Consider the following 19,898-nt stretch of genomic DNA (forward strand, 5'->3'; position numbering starts at 1 on the left):
ACGCCCACAATATTAAAGAATGTTAATAAATTGTTTGTCAGAGCTTGTCGGGGCAAGTTTTACCAATAATATTTGCTGCAATTCAAAATATCGATAAACCCGCCCCTCTCAGATGACAATTAATTGTTAATCATAGCTGCAATTCGATCGCGCTCTAACTCTCGACCGATCAGCACTAATTTGGTTTGGCGGAGTTCAGAAGGTTGCCAAGGACGATCGTAAAAATATTCTATCCGCGAACCCACACCTTGCAACACCATCCTCATCGGTTTCTTGGGAACCGCCACAAACCCTTTAATCCGATAGATTTCCTCCTGCTGCATCAAGGATTGCAGTTTTTTCACCAAAGCTTCCGGTTCAAATTCGCGATCGGCAATAAAGAAAGTCGAGTTAATATCATCATCGTGTTCGTGTTCCTCCTCAGTGTCGTGGTGACTGGGGCGAGACTCCAAATCATCCTCAACCGCCGCATTAAATCCCATTAACACATCTGGGTTAATTTCGCCCGCTTTGCAGGGCACAATTTTTACACTCGGACGTAACTCTTGCTGCAACCAGCTTTGGACTTTCTTGTGAGTTTCCGCATCTACGCGATCGACCTTCGTTAAAAGTACCATATCGGCACAGGCTAACTGGTCTTCAAACAATTCCTCGATCGGAGTTTCGTGATCTAAACTAGAATCAGCCTGCCGCTGTGCCATCAAAGCATCGATATCACCGACAAAAGTACCGCTAGCAACAGCTTCGCAATCGACAACAGCAACAACACCGTCTACCGTAGCACCCGTGCGAATTTCCGGCCAGCGAAAAGCTTGAATCAAAGGTTTAGGAAGTGCGAGGCCAGAAGTCTCAATTAAGATACAATCAATTTGTTCTCTGCGCTTCAACAATTCCTGCATAGTCGGCAAGAATTCCTCTTGAACAGTGCAGCAAAGACAACCATTTGTTAGTTCTACAATATTGCTGCTAACATTTTCTTCTTCGTCGCAAACTTGGCAATCGCGCAGCAGTTCTCCGTCAATTCCGATTTCCCCAAATTCGTTAACCAGAACAGCAATGCGGCGACCTTGATTATTTTGCAATAAGTGACGAATTAAGGTAGTTTTGCCGCTACCGAGAAAACCAGTGATGACAGTAACAGGAATTTTGTGCATTGATAATTTTGTGCTTATTTGGTGATGGGATATCTCGTTCCCAGGCTCGGCCTGGGAATGCTAATCTAGAGGCTCTGCCTCGCTGGAATAAAGGAGCGCTTTTAACACGAGACCGAGCCTCTGGCTATGCACTCCCAGGCCGAGAATGTAGGTGACAACTTAAGACGGAAACCTACAATAAAAGTCGCTTTTAGGCGAAGTCTAGATCCCCCTAAATCCCCCTTAAGAAGGGGGACTTTGAGAATATTTCTTGTCCCCCCCTTATTAAGGGGGGTTAGGGGGGATCTAGATTTCGATAAAAACCAGAGATACGGTCGGTTTGACGTTAAGTTGTCACCAATGGGCAGAGCATGGTAACGAGAAATGCTCTAATTTCCCAGCGGTGGAATCTTCGCTAAAACGCCTTTTTTCAGAGCTTGAGGACGCTCAGACCAAGGCAACAAACCGTCTGGTTTAGCATAGTATTGACCCGCGCATTCGAGTACCGCCTCGACGCTTTCCGACTCATTTGCTGGTAAATCGCCAAACAGATAAGTGTACTTTCCAACAGCAGCAAAAGACACCGCACAAGAGTGACTGCAAGCACTCATGCACTCCACCTCTTGAATCTCAAACTTATCAGAAAACTCCCAATCTTTAGCGAGTTGCGACAAAATTTCCATAAATTGTTGGCCGCCGCTTTTGCCTTCGCGCTTGCCGTTTTTCCAAACACTAGCGCAAGCAGTGCAAACAAACAGACTGTGCTTGGTGCGTACAGCCGTGTTAATTCCATCCATCATCCGTACCTCGCAGATGCGTTCAAAAGTGAGTTAGATATCGGCGGGCATTCTGACTTTAGAAACAACAAGCGTTTCATTACAGTTGCGGGACAGCGCCGGACTTGCACCGAACTTTCCCCGTTTCCTCTAGCGGCTGCTCCTCGCTAGAACCGATCGCGAAATCAAATCCTATCACACTTGCCGCCTTTTTTCAAAAAAGTTATGTTAGTAATATCGATCGTTTCCTTCGTAGTAAGGACTTTAGTCCTTATAAGATAACGGCTTCAGGACTAAAGTCCTTACTACCAACCATAGTAATTACCTATGAACGCTTTTCCTGACTTTTCCCAACATGGCTATCAAATAAGTCGCGAACTCGGATACAACAGTTTGGGCGGCCGCGTCACATATCTCGCCACAAAAATTAACACAAAAAAATCCGTTGTAATTAAGCAATTTCAATTTGCCCAATTAGGTGCTAGCTGGGCAGAATACGAAGCTTACGAACAAGAAATTAAAGTTTTGCAAAATCTGGATTTTCCGGGCATTCCCCGCTATCTCGATTCTTTTCAAACTGACAGCGGTTTCTGCATGGTGCAGGAATACAAAAATGCCGAATCTGCTGTCGCGCGGACTTTTTCGCCGCCGGATATCAAACAAATTGCGATCGCAACTTTAGAGATTTTAGTTTACCTGCAAGCTCAGAAACCGCCGATAATTCACCGCGACATCAAACCGGAAAACTTGTTAATCGACGAACAGTTAAATGTTTACTTAGTAGACTTCGGTTTTGCGCGGTTAGGAGGTGGAAATATCGCCGCCAGCAGCGTTGTCAAAGGTACGATGGGATTTATGCCACCGGAGCAAATGTTCAACCGGGAATTAACCAAAGCCTCGGATCTTTACGGCTTGGGGATAACGCTGATTTGTTTGTTAACTGGGACAAAATCTGCGGATGTCGGTAATTTAATTGATGCTAATTATGGCATTCATTTTCGGCATTTAGTACCGCCGTTGCAGCAAGGTTGGATGAATTGGCTGGAAAGGATGGTAGCGCCGAGAATTCAAGATAGATATCAGTCGGCGGCTGATGCTTTAACTGCGCTAGAATCTTTGGATGTCAGCAGCTTGCCGAAAGTGAGAATTGAGCGCGATCGCATTCAATTCACCGCCGCCGAATATGGAGAAATCTTAACACACACTATTGCCATTAGCAACCCAATTCCCGATACAATACTTTGTGGCAGGTGGGAAGTCGCGCCGCATCCGAACGATCCGCCCCACACGCCCTACGACCACTCTTGGATCTCCTTTGAACCGCAGGCATTTGAAAGCAATGATATCGAGTGCACAATCGTAGTCGATACGAGCAAATTGCTGGCAAGTCAAACTTACAACCGCCAAATCATCTTGCGCGCAAATTCTGAACCCGAAACTCATACAATAGAATTGCAAGCTACAACAGCCCCGCTGCCCGTACTGCAAAAAACTAATTTTTTGTCGGTATTTAGGCTGACTTTTAGGTGCTGTTTGATCTTAGCAACTTTTATGTGCTGTTTGCTGTTAACATTTGGGATACTTGGCTTGATTGAGATTTTTACTTACCACCTGAAGGTTGACTTTTTTTGGTATTCTGGGACTACTCCTATCATGCTTCCCATCAGTTTGACGAGTGGCTTATTGGGATTTTTAGTCGCCGAAATCGCCATTACCGCCAAATTAAACAAATATGATTTTAATTGGTTTCTAGCTTTATGTGGAGGGTTAATAGGATTGATATTTTATAATGTTATTAGCAGCATATTAACCAGTCTTCTTTTTGATATCGCGAAGGGTACGATCGATTATAAATTAATGAGTTTTGTGTATGCTGGGTCAGTGCTGGTTTCGCTCGCAGTAACTTTACTTGGAGCCTTAATACTAGGAGGAAGGATTACGAATGTTACGATCGAAAATGTTACGATAGTAGCAGTTATTATGCTGCTTTTATCATTTTCCTTGTATGCTAATATCTTTATAGTCTTCTTGATTCTAGCCCTGGCATCCCTGATTTACAAGATCGTCAATTCGGTATTTAACAAGCTGATTGACCAGCAGATAGCCAGACAAATTCTTGAAGTAGATGCTACCCAAAGAGCTTTTCTTACTGCCGGATTTTGTATGAGTTTGTCAGTAGCATTTATAAACTTTTTAAAGTTAAAATCTAACTTAGAAGGGGTTGAACCCAGAGAAATATTAGTTGTAGGAGGAACGATAATGACATCTCTAGCGGTCACTGGAATTCCGTTAATTGACTCGCTCGTTTTTAAACAAAAAAGAATACTTGCCAACTATCGCAAATCCCGACCAAATTTAATTAAACCGTAAAAACTTGTTCGCAGCAAGGACTTTCAACCTCAATGACTGAAGTCCTCACTAAAAACCTTACCAAACATTAAGAGTCTGCATTCCTGCCTGTTGTTGGCGGATTGTTTCGAGAGTTGGCTTTAAATCCAACTCTTAAAAACCTCGCTATTAACTCTCACAACTCTCAACCACTAACTATAGCACTCCTAAATCATTTGTGTAATTATTGTAGGGGCAAACCCCCCGTGGTTGCCCCATAAGGCCGGGGTAGGCACGGGGGCACTACCCCTACATCTTTTTACGACTCATTTAGGATTGCTATATCAACTATCAACTATTTACCTATGAATGCTTTTCCTGACTTTTCTAACTACGGCTATCAAGTAACTCGCGAACTCGGACACAATCGCGCTGGCGGTAGAGTTACTTATCTCGCTACCGAAATTAATACCAAACGTTCCGTCGCCGTCAAACAATTTCAATTTGCCCAAACAGGCGCTAATTGGGCTCAATATCAAGCGTGCGAACAAGAAATTCAGATTTTGCGAGAACTCGACTATCCTAGCATTCCCCGCTATTTAGATTCCTTCCCAACTGCATCGGGTTTCTGCATGGTGCAAGAATACAAAAATGCCCCTTCCTTGGCAAATTCTAACCACTGGAAGCCCGAACAAATCAAGCAAATTGCTATCTCTGTTTTAGAAATACTCAAATACCTGCAAAATCGGGTTCCGCCAGTCATCCACAGAGATTTAAAACCCGAAAATATCTTAGTAAATGACCGGATGAATGTCAGCCTTGTCGATTTCGGATTTGCTAGAATCGGCGGGGGAGAAGTGGCGGCCAGCAGCGTTGTTAAAGGCACTTTGGGCTTTATGCCGCCAGAACAAATGTTCAATCGGCAGCTAACAGTTGCATCGGATTTATACAGTCTCGGCGCGACGCTAATTTGCTTGCTAATCGGCATCAATTCTACCGAAGTTGGCAGTTTGATGGACGATACCGGGCGGATTAATTTTAAACATCGCTTGCCGCAGCTAACTCCAGAATTTCTTGACTGGCTGCAAAAAATGGTGGAACCTAATTTCAAACACCGCTATCCTTCGGCGGATGCTGCCCTCAATGCTTTGATTCCCCTAGAGGTAGTTCAGCAGCGTAACAAGTCAAAACTCGCACTGATATCAGTGGGATTATTAACAGCAATTGCTGCTATTTTTATTCCTTTGCTTGGAAAATTTCCCGAACCTCAAACAGCAGCCGATCTCAAACCAGTAATCAACGCAAAAAAGTTAAATCCTCAGACTCAAGTGATGTTAACTGACGAACTAGAATCGACAAAAACTATAGATTTTTGGTCTTTGAAGCAAAACAAAAAAGTCTATTTTGCTGTAAGTGCTGCTAACTTGCCAGAAGGAAAATATAGAGGTTATTGTAAGGTTGTCAACTCTCAAGGAGACTTTGTTGCCCAGAGTCAATCTTATTTAAAAACGACGGGCGATCGATTAAATACTTGGTGCTGGTACCATTTTCAAAAAGATGACAAACCTGGCAATTGGCAGTTTAAATTTTACTTAGACGGTCAAAAAGTGACGCAAAAGAGTTTCAAGGTCTTACCTTAACCTCGTTGTTCACGGGTGGCCGTCCACCTGTTCCCGGCGATAACGTTGTTCCTGGCGGGCAGTGAATTTTTTTGCCGTCAAAAGTTGGCGGACTCCAAGTTTCTGCATAACTTGCGTTCTCCCGATCGCTCTCGCATGTAGCATCAAAAATTCTTATTAGATTGCTACCCTTTTTTTTGTAAGCAAATACTGCGCCAGTGTAGGATTTCCCAGGGTTCCTATCAGTAGGTTTGGCGATCGCGATCGCGCTTTCAAATTGTGCTGGTTCGCGGTGATTGTGCAAAGTTTGAACCGGGCCCATTGATGAGACGATCGTGTAATTATAGTTTTTGGTCTGTATCTGTCCTTCAATTGTCCAACCCAATTTTGCAAAGGAATCGCTAAATTGACCGTATTCTTCATAGTAAGCTGACTGCCGGTGATTGATTGATGAAATATATTGTAGGGCTTCATAACCCCTTGACGGGGACGGGGGGAGGACAATCGTATTGAGTTTGACATCGTAACATGACGCCATGATGCCAGCCACAAGCGCGCTGTAAATTGCAATCCTCGGCAGCAAACTGGATACTGGCAATCTCGATTTTTTACTGGCTTTAGCTACATTGACTGACATTTTTTTAAGCTGCCATAAAGTAAATTTGCCAAGCTTGTAGGGTGCGCCACAAGCACCCTACAAACTATAAATTATGCAGTTTCGTGTTGTTTGTGCCATGCGGGATGCCACAGCAATTCGGCAGTCGATCGCTTCTCGACCATTTCAGGAGTAATCATACAATTAGCCACATCCTTGCGAGAAGGCAACTCGTACATGACATCCAGCATTAACTCTTCTAAAATGCTGCGGAGAGCTCTCGCGCCGGTTTTGCGACGATAGGCCTCCTGGGCGATCGCCCGCAGCGCTTCGGGCTGGAATTCCAATTCCACGCTGTCCATCTTCAACAGCTTTTGATACTGCTTCACCAGCGCATTCCGGGGCTCGGTCAATATCTGCATCAAAGCCGCCTCATCCAGAGGCGAAATCACTGTCACCACCGGTATCCGCCCCACAAACTCAGGAATCAAACCAAACTTGACTAAATCGTCCGGCTGTACCTGCTGCAAAATATCAGCGGCCCGCTTGTCTTTCGCCGGCAAAGTCGAGTTGCTGTCGCTTTCCGTTGGCTGAATAAAGCCCAAGGATTTTTTACCCAAACGCTGTTCAACTATTTTTTCCAAACCGACAAAAGCACCGCCACAAATAAATAGAATTTTGCTAGTGTCAACTTGAATAAAATCTTGGTAAGGATGTTTGCGACCGCCTTGCGGGGGAACATTAACTACCGTTCCTTCCAACATTTTTAGCAGCGCTTGCTGAACTCCTTCTCCCGATACATCCCTCGTGATCGAAGTATTTTCGCTTTTGCGAGCAATCTTGTCAATTTCATCAATATAAATAATGCCCCGCTGCGCCGATTCGACATCAAAATCGGACATTTGCAACAGCCGCAGCAAGATATTTTCTACATCGTCGCCGACATATCCAGCTTCTGTCAGCGTCGTCGCATCCGCTACCGCAAACGGCACTTCGAGCATTTGCGCCAAACTTTGGGCTAACAAGGTTTTGCCACAACCTGTGGGGCCCACTAGCAGGATGTTGGATTTTTGCAATTCTACATCGCTGTCAGGGGAAGACTTGTCGCTATCTTTAGCTTGGTCAACGCTCAAGCGCTTGTAGTGGTTATAAACTGCTACAGAAAGGACTTTTTTTGCTGAATGTTGGCCGATGACGTGGTTGTCTAAATGCTGCTTAATCTCTGTTGGTTTCGGAATTTGAGCTAAAACGATTTTCGATTTATTCGATCGACCCGGGCGCCGCGTTCCTTGTCCCTGAGACTCTCGCACCTCTGATTGGGGAATCTGTTGACCAATTGTTTTACTGGAGTCAAAGAACTCCTCCTCTAAAATTTCATTGCACAGTTCCACGCATTCATCGCAAATGTAGACGCCGGGCCCAGCTATTAACTTGCGGACGTACTCTTGCGACTTGCCGCAAAAGGAGCATCTGAGATGGGAGTCATATTTTGACATATTTGCCTCTTAATTTACGGTTGCGGTTGCTTGTTTCGACTGGGGAAGTTGCCGCGGGAGCGACCTTAGCTTTGCCCTAGAAGGGTTTCCCGATCGGACACCCAAGCCAGTCAAGCTTCGCGATCTCTATTTCTAAGTTAACACTTTTGAGGCTTTAGTCATTAGTCATGAGTCATTCGAGCAAATTTGAATTTTTCATTTTCACTTGAAAATAAAGTGGCGCGGGCTTACCATTTTTTGTATTCCAAAAATTTTCCCGACATAATTATTTTCACTCGATCGCCTTTTGGGTCTGCTTCTTTCTCGACATCCAAACTAAAGTCGATCGCGCTCATAATCCCGTCACCAAATTTTTCGTGAATCACTGCTTTGAGTGGCATCCCGTAAACTTGCATAATTTCATAGAAACGATAAATCAGGGGGTCAACCGGAACCGAGGGTTCCAAAGAACCTTTTAACGGAGGTTCACAGAGAACCGCAGCCGTCTCGCTATCTAGTCCTAAAGCCGAGACAATTTTCTCGGCTTCATCTTGTGATGCGGTAGCTTGACGGTAAATAAGCGCGGCAATCCAAACTTCGTCGCGCCCTAAAACTTTTTCCAAATCTGCAAAACTAATTCCCTTAGCTTTTTTAGCCGCCAAAAGCTTTTCTGTAATTCCTGAAATTGCCATTAAATATTCTCCCTTTCACTTCTGTGTCAGATGTGAAATATGTCTCACATTTTGGTGATTTTGTCAATACTAAGTTGAGAAAAAAATCGAATTGATAGCTCGCAACTTCAGCAAAAGTTGGTCTCCTTAACCCCCGCAACTCATACAATTTGAGATTTGAGATTTGAGATGTTAGATTGGCAATGACTGATGACTACCAGGGTTGAGAGCTAGTCAACAGTTGCATTCTTTATTCCAACTGGTATCACAACCGATAAATCCTAAAATAAGTCATAACTGCCCTGTGGCAATGGTACAGTTGGCAGTATATGTAATAAAAGTTACACACGCAAAGGCCTTCGGCATTCGGCAAACGGCTGAATTTTGATCGTGCTAGCCTGAAGCTCAATCCTCGCTCACGCAGCCAAAGCGCCTTTACCACTCAAAACAGGCAATTGACAAAAGTATGGAGATTCAGACCAAAGATTACACGATACAGTACGATCGCGCTACGCAAACAGTCACCTGTAGTGGCTCGTTCCGACTCAGCCAGGTGGAAGAATACGCACCCATCGTCGATCTGCTCAACGAAGTGGCTGACTCCTGCCCAAACACGGTGACTCTAGACTTGCGAAAGCTAGAATTTTTAAATAGTTCTGGAATTAATATTTTCTCAAAATTTGTGATCAAAGTGCGCCAGCAAAAAAATATTCAAATCGCCATCAAAGGTTCTAAACAGATCCCCTGGCAGATAAAATCCCTGAAAAACTTGCAGCGGCTGATGCCTTCCTTGCACTTAGAATTGGAATAATAACGAAAAAGGTAAACAGGAATCCCCGGCTAAGTGCGAGAACCAGGATGAGGGTGGCTGAAGTTAATCGGAATAAGTCATAGTTAAACTAGCACAAAACCATAAAAATCTTCAGAACCGACTAAAAATTACCAATTTTCAATTGCTATGCAGGAAGAACCATCGACAGAACAGCTACTTTTCGACGTTCAGCGGCTGAGTGCGGAACTTGAAAACTTGAAGCGCGAAAAGGTTGACCTAGAACTTTTGCTGGAGACTACCACCGAACATTCAGATACGATGGAAGCTCACTTGCTGAGCAAAGCTCAGTTGGCGCTGCGTTCAAGCGAAGAGCAGTTTCGGGCGATCGCCTCGGCAACTCCCGTGCCGATATTAGTTTCTCGCCTCTGTGACGGCTTAATTATGTATGCGAACGCTCAATTGGCTTCTCTCCTGAACATACCCCTAGAAAAATTGATCGGCTGCAGCACTCCAGACTTTTACTTCAACCCCGCCGATCGCCCAAAGATACTTGAGGCACTTGCTAAAGAGGGATACCTCCAAAACTACGAAATCCACTGCAAAAAATCAGACGGCACCGCTTTCTGGGCGATGATCTCGGTTCAGTCGCTGGTGTTTAACGGGCAGCAGACGGCATTGTGCGCCTTGTACGACCTCACCCAGCGCAAGGAAGCAGAACAAACCCTCCAAGAGAGCGAAAAGCGTCTCCGCCGCCAGAGTTTGGCTTTGTTGCAGCTAGGTAGGCAGAGGACTCTCAACAGCGGTGCGCTGAATGTGGGAATTCGGGAAATTACCGAGGCTGCTGCCCGGACTTTGGATGTGGAAAAAGTCAGCGTCTGGCTTTACAACCATGGAAGATTTGGAACTCGGTACCCCAGCGATCAGCTAAATTTTACCGAGAGAGTTCTCGCCCAGAACCAAACAGAGCCACTCGATACAGAGGCCGCTGCCCCAGAGCAACACGAGGGGGTGAATCATTCTAAGTTTAAAATGCCCAACCTCAAATTAGTTTGTCTTGACGTGTACGATCGCACCCAGGAGAATCATTTGAGCCGGGAGTGCATATCGGCAAGCGATTTAAATTTATCAATTTTAGATGTTGAAGGCGACGCACCGGGCGAAAATGTGCGATCGGACAATGGTTTAGAACCTACGACAAAGACTCAAAACTCTCTACAAACAAATTTGTCCCACTCATCTTCCCTAGCCGAACATTCCGCTGTGCTGCCAAATGCCAGCAAGCCCAATTCATCCATATTAAATGTAGCAATTAGGCTCGGTGGGCAGATCGTGGGCATCCTCTCTCTCGAACATATCGGCGCGCCCCGCCAGTGGGCTCTGGAGGAACGCACCTTCGCTGATTCTTTGGCAAATTTGGTAGCGCTGGCGATCGAAGGATTTGAGCGCCAGCGGGCTCAGGAAGCACTCTCCAAAGCCAAAGCCCAGCTAGAAATGACCGTCGATCAGCGCACCGCTCAACTCACCGCCGCCAATAAACTGCTCCGCATCGAAATTGCCGAGCGCAAAAGAGCCGAAATAGCCTTGCAAGAAGCCTTACACAAAGCTGAAGCAGCTTCGAGAGCTAAAAGCACTTTTTTAGCCAATATGAGCCACGAGCTGCGGACGCCGCTCAACGCGATTATCGGTTACAGCGAAATGCTACAAGAAGAAGCACGAGAATCGGGACTCGAAGAGATCATTCCCGATACCCAAAAAATTTATAACGCTGGCAAACACTTGCTGACTTTAATTAACGATATTCTCGACCTTTCTAAGATAGAAGCTGGTCGGATGGAGCTTTATTTAGAAAAATTTGACCTCAGTAATTTAATAGAAGAAGTCGTTGCAACTTTGCACCCTTTGGTCGAAAAAAATCACAATCAATTGCAAGTTTCTTGCTCTGAAAATTTGGGAGTGATGTATGCAGATTTGACTAAAGTCCGGCAAATTCTGTTTAATTTGCTCTCAAATGCCCTGAAGTTTACCGAAGGTGGAACGGTGCTGTTGAGCGCGACTCGCGAACCAGCCGGCGACACCGATTGGGTTTATTTGCAGGTATCTGATACGGGGATTGGAATGTCGGCAGAACAGCAGCAGGGTTTGTTTCAACCTTTTATTCAAGGGGACGCTTCGACTACTCGCAAGTACGGTGGCACCGGTTTAGGATTGGCCATTAGTCGCTTGTTTTGCCAGATGATGGGCGGCGATATCACTGTTGAGAGTGTGTTGGATGTTGGCTCTACTTTTACTGTTCATTTAAAGACAAAAGTTGATATTAGTTAGAAGCAAATTGGGCAACTAGCAATGTAGGGGATGTAACGGATTTAATGGGTGGGGGTTTTGCCAGGAATTGTGTAGGGGATTTAACGGATGGCAAAAGATGGAATAATTCCCCCATTACCCATTCTCCCATTACCAATTACCCATTACCCATTACCCATTCCCTTTTTTATTGTGACACCGATCGCGATCGACCTCTGTTTTCGATCACACAGTAGCATTTTTTTTCAGCCTAGAATACCTATATTATTCCAAGATTGTCCTGCAGGCACGATAGGGGGCCTCGCTGCATTCACAAGTCCCACCTCAACCTAATTAAGGCGGTGGGGGGTTGCTTCCAGAAAGGCAATTTGGTAAAAGTAATGCTATGGTCGCGAAGCAGTAGAAGGCAAAATTTAACAGGAAATCAGGAAGTTTCTAAAGTCTCTGGACGCAGAAACACAATTCTGCTTTTTGCCTTCATACTGCTTCTACGGGCGAGATAGCACTGCTGCTGAAAGCAATGCACAATTTCTCAGAATCAAAGGAGTGCATCTACATGATTAAACCTTGCAGTCAACCGCTAAAAATAAACCCTTTTACTTGTTATCGCGATCCGGCTACAGGCAGGTGGACTACTGTAGTTACAAGTGTTCCAAACACTTGCGAAACAGACTCTAGTTTAAAAGCAGAAGCCGAAGGCGAAAACGAAGGTAAAGCAGAAAGGATCGTTTCTGCTTCGCCTGCTGTCTCGGTGTCGAAAAAAGTCCTTTCTTTCTCCCTGCCTCCATTTAAACACCGTGCCAAAAAATCTGCTGTTAGTGTCAGCAGGTAGATATCGCAGGGGTCTAATCTAGTTTCCACGGTTAGTCCCCGACGATCGTCAAACCAAACAAAACAAACTTATCCATAGCTTAAACTGTCAAAAAGCGATATACTGGCAGCAAACTTTCTCCTTCAATATCCGTGAAGTATTTGCTCGATCGCTGCCTCCACTTTGTATGGACAGACCGACCAATTCGCCAGCGGGGAACAGTCATCATTGCTATTCCCATGATTTTTCTGTTTGCTTCGCTGCTAGCAATTGCAGCCCTCCGGGATAGTGCCCTACAGATAAGAAAGCGAGCAGATACTAATAAGGCATTACTTCAGGAAACTAACCGCATGATAACCCTGGTGGTGGATGCGGAAACGAGCGTTAGGGGTTATGGCTTGACAAAGCGCCGCGAATTTCTATCACCCTACTTAGAAGCAAAGAAGAGTTTGCCTCCGCTACTGGCTAAACTCAACGTTTTGGTTCAAGAAAACAAACTGCAAGCTCAGCGATTTGAAGAAATTAAAAAAAGTACCGAACAGCATATAAATTTCTTGCAAAACACTTTGAATAAGCTGGACAGTTCGGCAATAAGGATGCAGTCGCCGGAAATAATTGAGGTGTTCACTCAAGGCAAATTGAGGAGGGAGAACCTGCGCGCAAAAATTAATGTGTTTGCTAATGCCGGCGAAGCCTACCAGAAAAGTCTAGATCGGCAATTAGGGGAGTTAGTAGATTTCATTAATTTTGTGCAAGTTGCGGGTTTACTTTCCGGCTGTTTGGGTGCAGGGGCTTCCTGGTATTTATTTGATAGTTTAGAGAAGGAATTGAGCAAGCGGGAAGCGGGCTTGGAAGAAAGTAAAAGTCGCATTCAAGCTGTGGTAGACAATGCGGCTGACGGTATTATTACTTTGGACGCACAGGGAAATATTGAGTCTTTTAATAGGGCAGCAGAAAAGATTTTTGGCGAGAAAGCCGATCGAATAATGGGATCTAACCTGCGGCGGCTGATAGCTCAACCGCTGCCGCACAGCAGTGTGGGGGATTATTCGATCGAATATTTTGTGTTACATCCAGATACTAGGCTGAAGACTTACCAGCAAGAAACAGTTGGAATTCGACACGACGGAACGAAGTTCCCGATGGAGTTGGCTGTCAGCGAAATGCGTCTGGCAAATCAACACTTGTTTATTGCGATTTGCCGCGATGCCCGAGGACGAAAACAAGCCGAAGAAACTCTGCGAAAGCAAGCGCAAATGCTGGATTTGGCAAATGATACGATCGCGGTCCTAGACTTGAATGGGGTAATTTCTTATTGGAATTTAGGGGCGAAGTGGCTCTACGGGTGGCGGAAGTCGCAAGCAATAGGAAAAAATATTCACAAGCTTTTACAAACAGAATGGGCCCAACCTTTTGAGGTAATTCAAAAAGTATTTTTCGAGAAGGGTTCTTGGCAAGGAGAACTGGTGCGAACTAAGAAAGACGGGACAAAAATAACGGTGGCAAGCCGCTGGACTTTGCAGTACGACAAGCAAGATCAACCAGTGGCTATTTTGGAAATCAGCAACGATATTAGCGATCGCAAACGCTCAGAAATTGCTTTAGCCGAAAGCGCGCAGCGGTTTCGCGCTACTTTTGAGCAGGCGGCAGTAGGCATGGTTCAAGCGACTGTGGAAGGCAAATTTCTCTTAGTCAATCAAAAACTTTGCGAAATTTTGGGCTACAGCCGGCAAGAATTGGTGGAGAAAAGATTTCAGGATATTACTTGGCCTGGAGATTTGGCAAGCGAACTGGAACTTTTGCGCCAATTGTTAGCAGCAGAAATTGAAAATTTCTCTGTGGAAAAGCGCTACATCCGCAAAGACGGAGAGTTGGTGTGGGCAAACTTAACGGTTTCGCTGCTGCGAGAACAAAATGGCACTCCATTTCTGATGAGTGTGATTGAAGATATTAGAGAACGCAAACAAGCTGAGGAATCGCTGCGGTTGCGCGCTCAAGAATTGAGGTTGACAGCCCAAAATCTAGCTCAAACGACGAATAGTTTAAGAAAGCGGAATCAAGAATTAGACCAGTTTGCTTATGTAGTTTCTCACGATTTGAAAGCGCCACTCAGGGCGATCGCCAATCTCAGCAGTTGGATAGAAGAAGACCTCAGCGAGTCGATGACAGAGGAGACTCTGCACCAAATGAACCTGCTGCGCGGCAGAGTTCACAGGATGGAAGGTTTGATTGAGGGATTACTGCAATATTCGCGCGTCGGACGGATTCAAGTGCCTTCAGAAATGGTAAAAGTTGAGAAGTTATTAGCAGAAATTATTGATTCGTTGGCGCCGCCGTCTGGATTTGAGGTGAAAGTTGAACCGGGAATGCCAACTTTTGTGACCGAAAAATTGCTGCTACAGCAGGTTTTTTCTAATTTAATTAGCAACGCAATTAAGCATAACCGAGCTGAATCGGGTCATGTAAAAATATCGGTTAAAGAGTTAGATGATTTTTACGAGTTTTCTGTAGAAGATGACGGGCCGGGGATTGATCCTCAATATCACGATAAAGTTTTTGTGATTTTTCAGACCTTGGAAGCTCGCGATAAAGTTGAAAATACTGGGATTGGTTTGTCGCTGGTGAAAAAAATTGTCGAAGGTCAAGGGGGCAGTATTTCCCTCGAATCTGCTGAAGGTGAGGGAGCAACTTTTCGGTTTACTTGGCCGAAGCAACCTATTAGCCAAGACGGAAAATAACACTACTCACGGCGATCCAAAGAGTAAATGTAGGGTGCACCCGGACTACCAAGAACCAGATAGCGAGTGTTTAAACTGGATCACAACGGATTTCGATGATAAATCCATCAGGATCGTAAAAGTAAATGCCGCGTCCTGTAGCGCGAGTGACGGGGCCGCTGTCGATCGCAATTTGATTTGACTTTAGCACTTCCAGAGCGCGATCGAACAAAGCCGGATCGATGTCGAAGGCTAAGTGGTTGGCGCGGGTAAAAGCTTTCTCCGGGTCTGGGTTTGGCGGTTCTAAGTCTGGCTGCCAAAATAAGTCAATAACAGTGCCGTCTGGGGTGACGAAATTAGCAACTTTACCAGCCGCTACCATTTCTGTTAAAGTTGCGGGAATTTCTGCACCTGTTAGTTCGTGGAGGCCGAGAATTGTACCGTAGAAGTGCCGGGAAGCTTTCATGTCGCGCACGTTTAAAGCGATATGGTGAACGCGGCGCAAATTCCCCGGCGCGAGGACAATTTTGACGTTGTTTTCGGTAGTTTGCATGATTGTCAATTGCGAATGTTCAAATTGAATGCAGTTTGATTTATTCAGAGGGTGCCCTGTAAAATAAGCATTTTAAGTTGGTAGTGAGGACTACTGCCATCCGATTTCTAGGATAACTGAAGTCCTCACTACCAAAACTTTTATTCGAGTTGTGCGATCGCACATCATATCGATTAGTATTATTTTTCTTTAGGAAACGATGCCATGCCTACAAATAGCATTGCCAGACCCCCTGCCAGAATTGCGAAGGCAAGTACACCTACAACTAAATCTAATCCCGATGTATTTTCCATTAAATTAAACTGTTCTCCAATTAAATACAATCATCGGTATTTTTTCATGGTTGAGTGCTTGCACACAATGGGGAATATCAGAAGAAAAAATTAGCTCTCAATTTATTAGAAAAAAAGCCTATTAATTTCTTCCGTCTTCCCTAAACATCCATCCGTTAAATCAGTTAAATCCTGTACACAGCTTAGTTGCCGAACTTCTTATTTTGCCAATTCTCGCTCAATAGCAGCGATTAGTTCTGGCGAATCGGGGCCAACACTGCTGCGGAATCTGGCCACCACTTCACCCTGTTTGCTAACTAAGAATTTCTCAAAATTCCAGGAAACCTCACCCTTGGGCTCGACTGCACTCGTAAGCTTAGCGTATAGCGGGTGCTGCTGAGTACCTTTAGCGCGTACTTTGTCAAATAATTCAAAGCTGACGCCGTATTTGGTAGTACAGAAATTGACGATTTCTGGATTACTTCCGGGTTCTTGGCCTCCGAAGTCGTTGCAGGGAAATCCTAAAACACGGAGTCCAGCCGCGCTGTACTTCTGGCTCAATTCTTCGAGTCCTTTGTATTGAGGTGTATAGCCACATTTGGAAGCTACATTAACTATCAAGAGTACCTTGCCAGCGTACTCTCCTAGCTGCTTGTCTTCGCCTGCGATCGTTGTTACTTTAATGTCGGAGATTGTGCTGGGCATTTTCAAATACTTTTAAATTTGACCACCACAATTTTACCGCAAGTCCGTACAATTTTGTCTAGAGGTCGATCGCTAAAAATTTCAATATCCCGATCGGGGCGGGTTGAGGCATCTCGCGCTTATATTATAGATATGGGTGAATCCGCCCCTACAAAAATGACGGTTAATTTACCGAACATGATGTTAGTAGATGGCGGTGAACTTTCTCCCGATCAGGGATCGCCACAGTCCGCTCTTAGATTTAAGTTTCTCGCTAATAGCTAAAATCTACACGGAAAAGGACGAATATTTTAACTTTCTGAGTGGTGTTCGGTCATCCATTTTTGGTAAGTATCCTCAAGTTGCTTGTCTTCGAGAACGAGTTCGAGGCGGACTTTGACGCAACCGTGACGGGGTTGAGAGGCGATCGAATTTAAGATTTTGCTAGCTTTCTGCACAGAGGTAAATTCAGCCTTAACTGTCGGTTCATGGCGATCGCTCTTAATCTCGGTCAAATCTATACCGGTGATGTGTCCTTCGCCTAAATCTATTTCTGCCAACACCTTCGGATCGTCGCCGACTTGTTCGACAATCAGCTTTTCCCACTGGATGGGTACTTGTACCATCCGAGTTTCAATTTCTTTTCGCACTATGACTTCGCCGACTTTGCGCTTGCTGCGATTGATCACCAATCGTTCTTCTAGCAGGCGAATTACTTCTTGATCGACAATATCCAAGTTTTCCTCATCCTGATCTGTCTCCCAATTTGCATCTGTGCGATCGGCATCTGTTAGATTTGACATAACTGTTGAGGGATTTGTTAACTCACTGTTGCTAAATTCACTATCCGGTTCAGAGGCATTTTCTAAATATGGATGCCCGCCATTTGCCGAAACTACTGGCAGCAGATCGACTTGATCCGAATTAATAGTTACAAACAGCGCCTTTTGGTGATAATCGACTTTTTTGAGCAGCTTAACACTTAATAAAAAAATGCGGGCGTTTTCGCTGCCTAGCCCAGCCACCACAAAGTTTAACTTACCGTTAGCATCAAAATATACATCTTTAACTTTGCCTACCAAGTGACCTTGGTTGTCTTTCACGGTAAAACTTTTTAGCTTAGTTCTGACTTTTTCAGGTACCCGGTTGAGACGGGTTATTGATTTGGCAGTTGCTATCTTTTCTGCTGATGCTTGACCGTTCATTTTTTAAACTTTCCTGCTTAGAGATTTTTCTTATGAATTGGTAAGGGGAAATTGGTAAAGGCGGGGAAAGTGCATAAACGTTGCCAAAACTAGACAAGTTTTGTACCCCCCCGCCCCTCACATAGGAATTGCGCGATAACTACCAATCCAATCAAACCTGCGCGGTGACAGAATTATGTCCTTAAGGCGCAATTCCTATGCAATAGCTGTTGCGGTTGGTTTAGATCTTGTTATTTTTATTATCTACAACCGCAGTTCCATCAGTCTTAACGTCTAATTCTTCACGACGCAAGGTTTCTTCGCCCTCAACCGTGCTGCGAACAACTTCTTTTCTGACGTTGACTTCTTCCCGGACAAAAGCTTCCTTGTGAATGTCAGCCGTTTCTTCGTAGACTTCCATGCGTGCAACTTCCCCTGATTGGAAGTCAGCCTCACCGACTGAAACTACTCGACCCGCTTCTACCGGGGTTACTCGATCGATTACAACTCGTTCTTTTTCAATGGGTACTGAAGCTCGCGCTGTTTCAGTTTCCACGCGCTTGCCCACTGCTACTTCGCCTGTTTTTGCGCGGTGTTTGTTGGCAATCAAGCGTTCTTCATAAAGCTTGAGATTTTGGTGCTGCTGTTCGTTGGTTTCGTAGAGAGGGCGGTCGATATCGTAGTTGTAGCTGCTACGATCGTAGCTAGCAGGAGTTGCAGTGGCAGCGGCAGTTCCTTGATTGCGGTAGACGCCTCTTACCTGTTCTTCGCGATCGTAATCTACTGCTTCTAAATCATTGTAAGCAGGCAATTGTTCTGCTTGAGCTTTGTTGCGAAGGCCTGTGGCGTGGACGCGACGGGCTCCGTAGTCGAAGCGGGCCGAGCCGATTGGCAGCAATACTTTTTTGCCAAAAATCCAAATACCGGTATCAATTACCAGATAGCGGAAACGACCAGTGTCATCAACCAAAGCATCATAAACTGTGCCTACTTTTTCATCAGAGTCGCCAGCATAAACATCAAATCCCTTGATGTCGTCTCCAGCAAAGATTTCTTCCTGATAGTTAGGGTAAAATTCTGCTAATCTTTGAAGTGCCATGTGTTTTTTCCTCTTTGCTCTACTTAAATTAATAGTAGAAATTAATTCGCCAACTTCCCTCTCCCTAAAGTCAGAAGTGTATAATTTAGGTTGTTTAATACTATAGGAATACTACGGCATCTCTGCTTCTGTGCTAGCGCGCTCAGCTATTTTAAAGATTGTAAAACTCTACAATCGTCAATCTTATAACAAGTATTAAAACTCAAAGCCAACCGTAGGAACACGGCATTGCTGTGTCCTCCTCCCTCTGCAGGAGACTCCTTTGTGGTGTGCCTATTGTTAATAATTGTTAAGTAGGTGGTGACAAATCAGCATTACATAGTAATAGACAAAAATTAAAGCCCCTCATCTTGCAGGAGAGGGGCTTCGGGAAAGTTAGAAATTTTAAGTTCAGAGTTGATTGAATTGAGTTCTGATAGCTTCTATCCGACTGCGGTTAACTCCCAAATCCGACTGTCCCAGACGCGAAGCCGATCGCACATGGATGACTTTTGCTTCATCATCTACCAAAAATTCAACGTCATCAACAAACCCCATCAAAGCACTGGTGAACTCCGCATACAGGTAATTATCAGTTGCCGTGATAATTTTAGTTTTTCCATAGGACTCGATCACTCCTTTGAGCTTTACCATAGCTTCCGCAGCGGACGAAGTGTATGCCAAAGGCTCAATTTTGTGTTCGGCATCTTGACTGAAGCTGCTGACGCAGTTGGGGGAACTCGGGCACGCTGCGAGTTTTCCTGACTGAATCCCGATATTGGCAGGTCTTGTTCCAGCAAACATTGTTTTTTCTCCGGGTATAGCGATAAAAGTAGCGATCGACAGTACCGCTACTGCTAGTAGTGATATTAAAATAACCACGACTTTTTTCCATGCTGTCGGCGATTTTGTTTCAACTGTTTGCAAAG

17 protein-coding genes and 1 riboswitch are annotated in these 19,898 nt (G+C 44.8%); of the genes, 7 read left to right on the forward strand and 10 right to left on the reverse strand.

What is annotated here, in order from left to right:
- Positions 1-119 precede the first annotated feature (119 nt).
- The gene (gene cobW / locus QUA25_RS08890) at positions 120-1,154 is read right to left on the reverse strand and encodes a cobalamin biosynthesis protein CobW (RefSeq protein WP_333037096.1); all 1,035 of its coding nucleotides are present in this window, start codon (positions 1,152-1,154) and stop codon (positions 120-122) included.
- A gap of 368 nt (positions 1,155-1,522) precedes the next feature.
- The gene (locus tag QUA25_RS08895) at positions 1,523-1,933 is read right to left on the reverse strand and encodes a DUF1636 domain-containing protein (RefSeq protein WP_333037097.1); all 411 of its coding nucleotides are present in this window, start codon (positions 1,931-1,933) and stop codon (positions 1,523-1,525) included.
- A gap of 22 nt (positions 1,934-1,955) precedes the next feature.
- A riboswitch (cobalamin riboswitch) is annotated at positions 1,956-2,102 on the reverse strand.
- 134 nt (positions 2,103-2,236) lie between these two features.
- Between QUA25_RS08895 and QUA25_RS08900 the strand changes: the two genes are divergently transcribed.
- Positions 2,237-4,279 carry a serine/threonine-protein kinase gene (locus tag QUA25_RS08900; protein ID WP_333037098.1) on the forward strand — a complete coding sequence of 681 codons (2,043 nt, stop codon included), beginning with the start codon at positions 2,237-2,239 and terminating at the stop codon, positions 4,277-4,279.
- 323 nt (positions 4,280-4,602) lie between these two features.
- Positions 4,603-5,877, forward strand: coding sequence for a protein kinase domain-containing protein (locus QUA25_RS08905; protein ID WP_333037099.1), 1,275 nt, complete (start codon positions 4,603-4,605; stop codon positions 5,875-5,877).
- On the opposite strand, the gene QUA25_RS08910 is transcribed toward QUA25_RS08905, so the two are convergent.
- The 3 genes from QUA25_RS08910 to cynS form a co-directional block, all read right to left on the reverse strand.
- Complete coding sequence (locus QUA25_RS08910) at positions 5,861-6,493, reverse strand: type IV pilin-like G/H family protein (protein ID WP_333037101.1); 633 nt, start codon at positions 6,491-6,493, stop codon at positions 5,861-5,863. The genes QUA25_RS08905 and QUA25_RS08910 overlap by 17 nt on opposite strands.
- A gap of 71 nt (positions 6,494-6,564) precedes the next feature.
- The gene (clpX, locus tag QUA25_RS08915) at positions 6,565-7,947 is read right to left on the reverse strand and encodes an ATP-dependent protease ATP-binding subunit ClpX (RefSeq protein WP_333037102.1); all 1,383 of its coding nucleotides are present in this window, start codon (positions 7,945-7,947) and stop codon (positions 6,565-6,567) included.
- Between the two features lie 227 nt (positions 7,948-8,174).
- Positions 8,175-8,618, reverse strand: a complete 444-nt coding sequence (cynS, locus tag QUA25_RS08920; protein WP_333037104.1) for a cyanase — start codon at positions 8,616-8,618, stop codon at positions 8,175-8,177.
- 445 nt (positions 8,619-9,063) lie between these two features.
- On the opposite strand from cynS, the gene QUA25_RS08925 reads away from it, so the two are divergent.
- The 4 genes from QUA25_RS08925 (at position 9,064) to QUA25_RS08940 (ending at position 15,219) form a co-directional block, all read left to right on the forward strand.
- Positions 9,064-9,408, forward strand: coding sequence for a slr1659 superfamily regulator (locus QUA25_RS08925; protein ID WP_333037105.1), 345 nt, complete (start codon positions 9,064-9,066; stop codon positions 9,406-9,408).
- Positions 9,409-9,555: 147 nt separating this feature from the next.
- The gene (locus QUA25_RS08930; protein ID WP_333037106.1) at positions 9,556-11,691 is read left to right on the forward strand and encodes an ATP-binding protein; all 2,136 of its coding nucleotides are present in this window, start codon (positions 9,556-9,558) and stop codon (positions 11,689-11,691) included.
- A gap of 535 nt (positions 11,692-12,226) precedes the next feature.
- A complete protein-coding gene (locus QUA25_RS08935) occupies positions 12,227-12,502 on the forward strand; it encodes a hypothetical protein (RefSeq protein ID WP_333037107.1) in 276 nt (91 codons plus the stop codon).
- 131 nt (positions 12,503-12,633) lie between these two features.
- Positions 12,634-15,219, forward strand: coding sequence for a PAS domain S-box protein (locus QUA25_RS08940; protein ID WP_333037109.1), 2,586 nt, complete (start codon positions 12,634-12,636; stop codon positions 15,217-15,219).
- Between the two features lie 70 nt (positions 15,220-15,289).
- Here QUA25_RS08940 and QUA25_RS08945 read toward each other — a convergent pair whose 3' ends face one another.
- Both QUA25_RS08945 and QUA25_RS08950 read right to left on the reverse strand, forming a co-directional pair.
- Positions 15,290-15,751, reverse strand: coding sequence for a VOC family protein (locus QUA25_RS08945; RefSeq protein WP_333037110.1), 462 nt, complete (start codon positions 15,749-15,751; stop codon positions 15,290-15,292).
- 491 nt (positions 15,752-16,242) lie between these two features.
- Complete coding sequence (locus tag QUA25_RS08950; protein WP_333037111.1) at positions 16,243-16,728, reverse strand: glutathione peroxidase; 486 nt, start codon at positions 16,726-16,728, stop codon at positions 16,243-16,245.
- 18 nt (positions 16,729-16,746) lie between these two features.
- Here QUA25_RS08950 and QUA25_RS08955 point away from each other — a divergent pair, with 18 nt between their 5' ends.
- Positions 16,747-16,992, forward strand: a complete 246-nt coding sequence (locus tag QUA25_RS08955; RefSeq protein WP_333037112.1) for a hypothetical protein — start codon at positions 16,747-16,749, stop codon at positions 16,990-16,992.
- 26 nt (positions 16,993-17,018) lie between these two features.
- On the opposite strand, the gene QUA25_RS08960 is transcribed toward QUA25_RS08955, so the two are convergent.
- From QUA25_RS08960 to QUA25_RS08970, 3 genes are all read right to left on the reverse strand, one after another.
- Positions 17,019-17,912, reverse strand: a complete 894-nt coding sequence (locus QUA25_RS08960) for a DUF2382 domain-containing protein (RefSeq protein WP_333037113.1) — start codon at positions 17,910-17,912, stop codon at positions 17,019-17,021.
- A gap of 220 nt (positions 17,913-18,132) precedes the next feature.
- A complete protein-coding gene (locus QUA25_RS08965) occupies positions 18,133-18,990 on the reverse strand; it encodes a DUF2382 domain-containing protein (protein WP_333037114.1) in 858 nt (285 codons plus the stop codon).
- A 390-nt stretch (positions 18,991-19,380) separates the two neighbouring features.
- Entirely contained in the window at positions 19,381-19,896 is a 516-nt protein-coding gene (locus tag QUA25_RS08970) for a DUF1499 domain-containing protein (protein WP_333037115.1), read from the reverse strand.
- Positions 19,897-19,898 lie beyond the last annotated feature (2 nt).

The organism is Microcoleus sp. Pol17C6, assembly GCF_036701145.1.
GTDB lineage: Bacteria > Cyanobacteriota > Cyanobacteriia > Cyanobacteriales > Microcoleaceae > Microcoleus.

Bases quoted from the DNA above. Each gene is read 5' to 3' on its own strand.
- QUA25_RS08900 (WP_333037098.1), top strand. From the start codon at position 2,237: ATGAACGCTTTTCCTGACTTTTCCCAACATGGCTATCAAATAAGTCGC.
- QUA25_RS08945 (WP_333037110.1), bottom strand. From the start codon at position 15,751: ATGCAAACTACCGAAAACAACGTCAAAATTGTCCTCGCGCCGGGGAAT.
- QUA25_RS08950 (WP_333037111.1), bottom strand. From the start codon at position 16,728: ATGCCCAGCACAATCTCCGACATTAAAGTAACAACGATCGCAGGCGAA.
- QUA25_RS08960 (WP_333037113.1), bottom strand. From the start codon at position 17,912: ATGAACGGTCAAGCATCAGCAGAAAAGATAGCAACTGCCAAATCAATA.
- QUA25_RS08935 (WP_333037107.1), top strand. From the start codon at position 12,227: ATGATTAAACCTTGCAGTCAACCGCTAAAAATAAACCCTTTTACTTGT.
- QUA25_RS08965 (WP_333037114.1), bottom strand. From the start codon at position 18,990: ATGGCACTTCAAAGATTAGCAGAATTTTACCCTAACTATCAGGAAGAA.
- QUA25_RS08910 (WP_333037101.1), bottom strand. From the start codon at position 6,493: ATGTCAGTCAATGTAGCTAAAGCCAGTAAAAAATCGAGATTGCCAGTA.
- QUA25_RS08905 (WP_333037099.1), top strand. From the start codon at position 4,603: ATGAATGCTTTTCCTGACTTTTCTAACTACGGCTATCAAGTAACTCGC.
- QUA25_RS08930 (WP_333037106.1), top strand. From the start codon at position 9,556: ATGCAGGAAGAACCATCGACAGAACAGCTACTTTTCGACGTTCAGCGG.
- clpX (WP_333037102.1), bottom strand. From the start codon at position 7,947: ATGTCAAAATATGACTCCCATCTCAGATGCTCCTTTTGCGGCAAGTCG.
- QUA25_RS08895 (WP_333037097.1), bottom strand. From the start codon at position 1,933: ATGATGGATGGAATTAACACGGCTGTACGCACCAAGCACAGTCTGTTT.
- QUA25_RS08925 (WP_333037105.1), top strand. From the start codon at position 9,064: ATGGAGATTCAGACCAAAGATTACACGATACAGTACGATCGCGCTACG.
- cynS (WP_333037104.1), bottom strand. From the start codon at position 8,618: ATGGCAATTTCAGGAATTACAGAAAAGCTTTTGGCGGCTAAAAAAGCT.
- cobW (WP_333037096.1), bottom strand. From the start codon at position 1,154: ATGCACAAAATTCCTGTTACTGTCATCACTGGTTTTCTCGGTAGCGGC.